This is a genomic window from Streptomyces silvae (assembly GCF_016745505.1).
Classification (GTDB): Bacteria; Actinomycetota; Actinomycetes; order Streptomycetales; family Streptomycetaceae; genus Streptomyces; species Streptomyces silvae.
Window position 1 is genome coordinate 1 of record NZ_JAERUC010000008.1, and the last position, 5,188, is coordinate 5,188.

A 5,188-nucleotide genomic window follows, 5' to 3' on the forward strand; every position below is an offset into this window, starting at 1 on the left:
CCGGCCCGGCCCCGCCGACGCGATGTCACTAGCGCCGAGCGACGGTCCTGGATGCTGAATACCCGGCCAGTATTTGTACGGTGCTGGCCGTGCTCTTGCTGGGGCGGGGTCGTCTGGGAGGACCCTGGCCTGCTTCAGCCGGCCGGTGCGCTGTTCGAGGGAGAGAGATGCGCGACTTCGTCTATCACGGCAGCGACGGTTGCCAACTGCATGCCACGGCGCTCGGGCAAGGACCGGGAATTGTCCTGCTGCACGGCGGCGGCCCCGACCGTTACAGCCTGCTGCCGCTTGCACGTTTGCTCGCCGACGATTTCAGCGTCGTCCTGCCCGACGTGCGCGGCTACGGCCGCTCGGTGTGCACTGACCCTGACCGTCACCACTGGGCCCAGTACACCGACGATGTCGAGGCCCTGCTGGGCCATCTCGGATGGCACCGGGCGGTAGTGGGAGGTACAGGGCTGGGCGGCACCGTCACATTGCGGGCCGCAGCCGCCTGCCCGGACAGCATCCGTGCCGCCGTGGTCATCAGCATGGAAGACATCGAGGACGACGCTGCAAAGGAAGCGGAGTCGGCGATGCTCGATGCGTTCGCCGTACGCGTGAACCAGCGCGGCATCGACGCGGCATGGGAGCCCATTCTGCCCATGCTGGCTCCCGTCATCGGGGCCCTCGTACGTGATGCCATTCCGCGTTCGCACCCGGCGAGCATCGCCGCCGCCTGTGCCATCGGCCGAGACCGGGCCTTCACCCAAGTCACCGAACTGGCTTCGATCACCGTGCCCACATTGGTCATTGCGGGTGCCGACGCACGCCACCCCGCAGCCCTGGCCAGCGAGGCAGCTCGCATCCTGCCGCACGGTCATCTCGCCGACGTATCCCTGTCAGCCAGCCTGGAAACGGCGGTGGACCTGGCCGAAGCTCTGGCACCAGCCATCCGGGACTTTCTGATCACACATCGCTGACCGTGCACACAGCGTGTCTGGCCTCGGAGACAAGCACTGCGACGGACTTCGGCAAGAACGATCACGAGGCCGGACTGCTGTACTCCATGTCCTGGTGCACCTGGGCCTGCACAGTCCGTGAGTTCGATCTCTGCGGTCCGAGCTGTTCTTAGGGAAGCGGGTGCGGCCCGGCTCGGACCGCAGGCGCAGCGGCAGGCCGTCCCGTCGGCACCTACTATGAGTTCGCAAATACGCTGAGGAAGGAACGGGGTCATGCGACGGCTGGGGGATCTGGAGGCGGAGATCATGGACCGTCTCTGGGCGTGGGACCGTCCGGCGACCGTCCGCGAGATCGTTGACGACATCAACACTCAGCGGCCTGTTGCCTACAGCACCGTGATGACGGTGACCAACATCCTCCACAGCAAGGGCTGGCTGCTGCGCGACAAGAAGCAGGGGCGGGCCTGGCTCTACACGCCGGTCCGCAGCCGTGAGGCATACGCGGCGGCGCTCATGGAGGACGGCCTGGGCGCCAGCACCGACCGCCCCGCCACTCTTCTTCACTTCGTCGAAAACATGTCGGAGGAAGAGGTGGCCGCGCTGCGTGAAGCGCTGCGGACTGTCGGTATGCAGGCCGAGGAATGAACGCGGCACCGGCCCTGATCGGCTACATGGCCATGGTCGGTTTCGCTGCGCCCCCACTGATGCTGCGCAGCAAATGGCCGCACCGAGCACCTGTCCTGGCGGTGCTCGTGTGGCAGGCCCTGGCGCTGTCGTTCTCCCTCTCGGCCGCGCTTACGGCGTACCACCTCGCCACTCCCACGGAACATCTTCACGCTGGCTTCGTTGGTGTGCTGCACGCGTGCGGACTGCATGATGGCGTCGGCAGGCCGGACCCTGGCACCGCGGAACAACTGGCAACCGCTCTCCCGGGAGTCGTTCTGCTGTCGCTGTTCGGCAGCTTCGTATGGCATGTGGTGCGAGCGCGCAGGGCGCGTAACCGGCACCGGAGAACCCTGGACATCGTGGGCTACCGCTCGGACCGCCTGCACGCGACGGTGCTTCCGTACGGCGCCCCGGCGGCCTACTGCCTGCCCGGGCACGCTCCTCGAATCGTCGTCAGCGATTCGGCTGTGCGGCTGCTCTCGGCTCGGCAGCTCGACGCTGTCCTGGAACACGAGCGGGCCCACGTAGCAGGCCGCCACCATCTGGTGCTGGCGACAGCGGAGGCATTCGTTTCAGTGTTCCGGTGGGTGCCACTGGCACGGCACGCCAGGGAACAGACCGCACTCCTGCTGGAGATGATCGCCGACGACCGCGCGGTGCGTACGCACTCGCATGCCGTCTTCGCCACCGCGATGTACGAGATGGCGGCGGTGGGCGCCCCGCGGGGCGCCTTCGCGGTGGGCGGCCACACCGTGCTCATCCGCTTGCGCCGCGTTCTGGGACCGGACGGTGATCCTCACCCCGTCGTCATCGGCGCTGCGGCTGTCGCTGCCGCTGTTGCCCCGCTGCTTCCCCTGCTCCTGGCGTGCCCGCCGAACCTCGCCTGACGTCGCCCGCACGATCTCACGGGGCGCCGGGGCGCTTTCACTGAAGCGGTCTTCGGATCTCGCCAGTTCGCTTGTGGTGCGTCAGCTGATCCGTACGCCCCACATGAAGGGCATCCCGCTGCGGGCGATGGACTCGTACCGTACTTGAGCGCCGGGCTTGGGGGAGTGAAGTATCTGTCCGTTGCCGGCGTAGAAGCCGACATGGCTCAGGTCGCTGCGCATGATGATGAGGTCGCCGGGCTTGAGGGCGCTCAGGGAGTTGATGCGGGTTCCGGCGTTGGCCTGCGCTTGGGAGGTGCGAGGCAGGGAGACCCCGGCCTGGCGGAACGCCCAGGAGGTCAGTCCGGAGCAGTCGAAGGAGTTCGGGCCGGTCGCTCCCCAGACGTAGGGCATGCCGACGCGGCTCTTGGCCGCGCTGAATGCCGAGGCGGTGCGCTGGGACGCGCTGGCTTCATTGCCGAGGTCGACGCGGTCGCTGGAGCGGTTGGCGCGGTCCTCTTCATCGGTGATCTTCGCGCGCTCCTTGGCGGTCAGCGTGTTCAGCAGCCTTTGCGCCTCGGTCAGCTTGGCCTGGATCTCCTTCTTCTTGGTCCCCAGTTCCTTGCGTGTGTCGTCGAGATCCTTCAACTTCTGCGATGCCTGGCTGCGCTGCTGCTGGAGCGCACGCTGCTGCTTCAGGTACTGCTCCAGGGCGGTGGCTTGCCTGGAACTTATGCGGTCGAGACCTGACGCCTGCTCCAAGTAGGCGTCAGGATCCGCTGAGAGGAAGAGCTGTACCGACGGGTCCAGTCCACCGGACCGGTACTGTGCCGCCGCTGCCGCTCCCAGGCTGCCGCGCAGCTCATTGAGTTCAGCCTGCTTGCGCGCGGTCGCCTCCTGCAGATTGGTGACCTGCTTCTGGAGCCCGTCGGACTTCTCCTTCGCGCCGTTGTACTTTTCGGTAGCCTGCGTGGCTTCCTCGTACAGGCGGTCGACCTGAGCTTTGACGCCCTTCTTGTTCGGGTCGGGAAGGGGGTCGGCCGAAGCCGACTGTGTCGACAGGGCGACGGCCGCCGCTGCTGTCACGGAGAGCGCGGTCGCGAAGCTCCGGGTTTGCTGCTTAGGACGACGGTGGGACGCCACTGAGGCGAACTCCTTCTTGCTCAACCCGCCTGTCCAGCGAGGGACGACGCCCCCGCCTGACCCGCCTGAAGGTGGCGGATGTGGCGGCACCCCCCGCTGCCGCCCCGGCTGAGCGGCCGACCGTGCAGAGGTTCGAGGCATCACACTAATCTGTTAAGTAGCTTAGTTTCAATGTCGTCGCCGTAAGCTCAGCCCCGCTTGCAGTGCATGTAGAGGCTCGTCGGTGTGGGTTGACCCGTCGGCATGGTCCTGTCGGCAGGCTGAGAAGAGGTCTCTGTGCACCGCCCACCGGACGGGGCACAGCAGTTATGCCAGCGCCGGCCAGCGGGCTGGTGCTACGGATGTACCGGCCTCGGAAGCGGGCGAGGCCAGCTTTCCTGGTTCCGTCAGCGCGCCCCTACCGACCAGGGACAGTGCTACGCGGAGCGGCGCGAAGTGCGGCCACGGAGGCGATTACGGAAACAGCTGCCAACGCTCCGAACAATTGGGGGTAGCCGCCCAGCCGTATCGCCAGTGCAGCTCCTGCGAAGGGGGCGAGGGCGGAGGCGGTGGTGGTCGGTGCCGCCAGGAGTCCCGACAGACGGCCGTAATGGGTGGTGCCCCATCGGTCGGTGATCGCGGTGGCTTGGAGCAGGGTGAGGTTGCCGCGGACCATTCCGACGATGATCGAAAGAGCGATCAGGAGGGCGTACGGGCCGGGGGTGATCGCGAGTGCGGCGGTGGTGAGGCCGCCGAGGGCGATCAGTGTGGTGGTGCGGGCGGTGACTGCGGTGCGGCGGGCGAGGGTTGCGTACAGGGTGCGTCCGAGGGTCTGTCCTGCGCCGCCCAGTCCCAGAGCCCATGCCGCCTCACTGGTCGAGTAGCCGCGTTCCAGGAGCAGGGGGACGAGGGCGACGACCACGGCGGACACGGCGAAGGCGGAGAGCGTGAGTGCCACCGCGAGCACGCGGAACGGGCGGCTGCGGGCCGCTTCTTCCGCGGATGCTCCGGCATGCGCCACCGAGGGGGACGGCGCGGGGGGCCATGGGGCTCTGAGTGCCAGGGCGTGGGCGGGGATGGTGACGGCGGCGAGGACGACGGCGAGCACGGCATAGGTCGCGCGCCAGGAAAGGTGTTCGGCCAGTGCTGCGGTGAGGGGTGCGAAGAGGGTGGAGGCCAGTCCGCCGGCAAGGGTCACGATGGTCAGTGCGCGGACGTGGTCGGGGGCCCACCAGCGGGTGATGGCGGCGAAGGCGGGCTGGTAGAAGGTGGCCGCCATGGCGAAGCCCGCCAGTACCCAACCGGCGAAGAAGACCGGCAGGTTCGGGGCGGCGGCGATGACGAGGATGCCGAGTACGCCGACCACGGAGCCGGCTGTCATGACGGTACGGGGGCCGCGGTGGTCGATGATCCGGCCCACGCGTATTCCGGCGAAGGCGGAGATGAGCAGGGCGAGGGAGAACGCTGCCGTGGTCGCCCCGGCCGACCAGCCGGTGTCTGCGGTGATCTGGGGGTTGAGGACGGGGAAGGCGTAGAAGACGATGCCCCAGCTGGTGATCTGTGTGGCGCACAGGGCTGGGAGTACGGCGCGGG

Annotated in this window: 5 protein-coding genes; 3 read left to right on the forward strand and 2 right to left on the reverse strand. The window is 67.8% G+C overall.

The genetic code is table 11. The features are described 5' to 3' along the window. Positions 1–167: 167 nt before the first annotated feature. From JKV81_RS01215 to JKV81_RS01225, 3 genes are all read left to right on the forward strand, one after another. Positions 168–962 (forward strand): alpha/beta fold hydrolase, encoded by a 795-nt coding sequence (locus JKV81_RS01215; protein ID WP_107411320.1) that lies wholly within the window; start codon positions 168–170, stop codon positions 960–962. A gap of 252 nt (positions 963–1,214) precedes the next feature. Then, positions 1,215–1,586, forward strand: a complete 372-nt coding sequence (locus tag JKV81_RS01220; protein WP_055643687.1) for a BlaI/MecI/CopY family transcriptional regulator — start codon at positions 1,215–1,217, stop codon at positions 1,584–1,586. Then, positions 1,583–2,494 (forward strand): M56 family metallopeptidase, encoded by a 912-nt coding sequence (locus JKV81_RS01225; protein WP_202074753.1) that lies wholly within the window; start codon positions 1,583–1,585, stop codon positions 2,492–2,494. Before JKV81_RS01220 ends, JKV81_RS01225 begins: the two co-directional genes overlap by 4 nt. 81 nt (positions 2,495–2,575) lie before the next feature. On the opposite strand, the gene JKV81_RS01230 is transcribed toward JKV81_RS01225, so the two are convergent. Both JKV81_RS01230 and JKV81_RS01235 read right to left on the reverse strand, forming a co-directional pair. Next, the gene (locus tag JKV81_RS01230) at positions 2,576–3,616 is read right to left on the reverse strand and encodes a C40 family peptidase (RefSeq protein WP_107411318.1); all 1,041 of its coding nucleotides are present in this window, start codon (positions 3,614–3,616) and stop codon (positions 2,576–2,578) included. A 397-nt stretch (positions 3,617–4,013) separates the two neighbouring features. Then, on the reverse strand, positions 4,014–5,188 hold a 1,175-nt coding region (locus JKV81_RS01235), incomplete at its 5' end, for an MFS transporter (RefSeq protein WP_202074754.1).

What these genes read in the sequence shown, in the direction of transcription:
- JKV81_RS01225 (WP_202074753.1), top strand. Translation starts at nt 1,583, where the DNA reads ATGAACGCGGCACCGGCCCTGATCGGCTACATGGCCATGGTCGGTTTC.
- JKV81_RS01220 (WP_055643687.1), top strand. Translation starts at nt 1,215, where the DNA reads ATGCGACGGCTGGGGGATCTGGAGGCGGAGATCATGGACCGTCTCTGG.
- JKV81_RS01215 (WP_107411320.1), top strand. Translation starts at nt 168, where the DNA reads ATGCGCGACTTCGTCTATCACGGCAGCGACGGTTGCCAACTGCATGCC.